We start from the raw sequence: 2,511 nt of genomic DNA, 5'->3' as shown, positions 1-2,511 counted from the left end.
CCACCCTCCTGGCCACGACCGCCTGACCGCGGCCACCCTCACCACCCGAGCACACCTCAACTCGCCTGCCCCATCAGCAACTTGACAAGGCCGGCCGCCGCGTTTGTTCTGCTGCGCCAGAACAAACCGGTTCACCTGGTGCTACCGCCGCTCGCTGCTCGCTGAGCAGCACGACGACTCCGGAGCGCCACGTGTTGTTCTGCTCCTCCAGAACAACGCGGTTTACCTAGTGCTACCGAGAGAAGCACGAAGAAGGCGCTGCACCAGGGGTGCAGCGCCGTGGGGCCAGGATCTCGTGGGCGGGCCTGGCGGGCGTTCAACCGGTAGCGGCGAGGTTGGCCAGCTGCGCGGCGAACCGGGCCCGTCGTTGCTCGGTGAAGCTCTCGGGATCGGCGGCCTTGATCTCGGGCACCGCCATGGGGGAGGAGACCGCGCCGCCGGTCAGCAACGGGTGGAGCTGGTACAGGCCGTCTTCCAGCGCCCAGGCGAGTCCGCACTCGCGCAGTTCCTTGAAGCCGCGGTTCACGGTCGGCTTGCTCGCGCCCAGTTCGCGTGCCATCTCGTTCTGGCTGATTGAGGCGGTGCCGGTCTCCGGGTCGCTGAGGTACAGCAGCTGGTCCAGGACGCGGCGGCCGGCGGTGGAGACGTCGACCAGGGCCAGGAGGCGCAGGACGTCACGGGAGATCGTCACGGGTGCCTCGGTCGGAGGGCCGGGGACGTAAGAGCTGCTCACGGAGCCTCACCACTTCCGATCAGGTCGAGACGCTGTAACCGAGGATATGCCGCGCGGCGTCATGCGCTCGCCTTGCGTACGGGCCGCCGCTGCCGAAGCGTGACGACCTTCTCCTTGCGTCGGGCGGCCTCGGCGGCCTTCTTCTCCGCCTCGCGCGCCTGGCGCCACTCGGTGGGGTAGTCGGGGTGCGGGATGATGCAGGCCGGGCCCTTGGCGCCGTTCCAGAGCTTCTGCCACTTCTCCTGCTCGCCGGAGGTGCCAGCCACCGTGAGCCACGGGTTCAGCTGGAGGACGCCGCGCTTAGCGGTGCGCATCCAGCCGATGTGCGCGAAGAACTGGCTGGCCTCGTTCACGGAGGCCGCCGAGAGGTTGCACCGGGCCTGGAGGTCGCGCTGGTTCGTCTTCACGAACCCGCGGGGGGCCGCGCGCTCCTTGTCGTCGGCCCGGTTGGCGCTCTGCAGCGCCATGAGCTGGCACCACACCTGGAACCAGCTCCCGGGCATCTTCAGGCTGCCGAGCACGTTCAGCAGCAGCCGGGCGTCCAGCACGTAGCCGCTGACCTCCGCGCTCGCGGCGAACTCGCGGCCCTGGATCTTCTCCACGCCCAGGATCAAGCCGCCCTTACCGTCCGACCGCGCGACCACACGCTCGCCGGGGCGGACGATCGGCAGCTGTTCCATCAGCACAGCCCTCCAGAGATGATCAACGTTTCGGGGAGCACGGTAGCACTAGGTAAACCGGCTTGTTCTGGAGGAGCAGAACAAACGGTGACTCACGGTCAGCTGACGATCCGTCAGCTACGGGGGGCGTTTGTTCTAGAGCTCCAGAACACTCGGGATGCGTTTGTTCTGGAAACCTAGAACAAACGGTTTCGCATCATCGCAGGTCAGAGCCTGTTTCGGCGCGGAACGCTCTTATGTGTCACTAGAGCTCAACCACCACGCGAACCCCGCCCGACACGCCACCGTGCGTACGGGCCAAGCAGCTCGCAACGGCGGGCGTGTCGCCGCCGACAACCACCGGATCGTGAGGGCCGGCCTCCGTGGCTGCGCTCGCTTCGCGTGCGGCGCCGCGCCCAAGTTCGGGTCGTGGACAGCAGCAGCGACTCTGAGTCTCGGGTGGTGCCGACCGTGACGCTCAAAAGCACGGAGGCGTGGCCGGTCCCGGTGGGCGGTTCCGCCGCCCGGCCCGGGGGGCCGTCCGGCTCCGGTACCTCCGCACGCCGGAATTCAGGCTTTCCGACATCCGGGGTACTGTTCTGTGGCTCGGGTTCGGAGCGTCCCGAGTCGTAATTCCGCGCCAGAGTGGGGGAGTTCAATACCGGCACTGACCATTCATCAAATCTCGTGCGCTCTCTAGGTGGTTGGGGGGTGTCTCGTGTTTCCGCCAACGGTACATGCTGCATCAACCCGATGCACTCGCTGCACTGGAACCCACACGAACGAGCGACCCCCACCCTCGTAGCCAGCCCGGCCCGCGCCAGCGGGCCCCAAGGTTCTGGAGGCGCAGCCGGAAGGACCGTCAGGCGGGGGAGCGCAGCGGACCCGCCCAGGAGTGCGAAGCACTCCCCAACTCCCGCACTGGAGGCCCCACTAGCCGCACCTGACACCCCGCCAGCCACGGCCGCGCGATGCACGGCCAGCCGGGCGCGCAGCGGCCGGCCTCACCGCCTCCCGGAGCGCAGCGCAGGGAGGCGCCCTCGCATCGCGAGGGCGAGCGGGAGCGCAGCGACCGCTCCACTTGCACATCGCGCAGCGATGTGGTACCCGCTCCGCGGG

Annotated in this window: 2 protein-coding genes; both read right to left on the bottom strand. The window is 68.4% G+C overall.

The features are described from left to right. Window positions 1–316 precede the first annotated feature (316 nt). Window positions 317–733 carry a helix-turn-helix domain-containing protein gene (locus ACZ7GZ_RS43005; protein ID WP_471033278.1) on the bottom strand — a complete coding sequence of 139 codons (417 nt, stop codon included), beginning with the start codon at window positions 731–733 and terminating at the stop codon, window positions 317–319. Window positions 734–792: 59 nt separating this feature from the next. Continuing rightward, window positions 793–1,413, bottom strand: a complete 621-nt coding sequence (locus ACZ7GZ_RS43000) for a hypothetical protein (RefSeq protein ID WP_471033276.1) — start codon at window positions 1,411–1,413, stop codon at window positions 793–795. Window positions 1,414–2,511: the final 1,098 nt, after the last annotated feature.

The organism is Streptomyces sp. NPDC037288, from assembly GCF_055603265.1.
The sequence above is the reverse complement of the archived record's forward strand: the minus strand, read 5'-3'. Positions and strand labels throughout refer to the sequence as shown.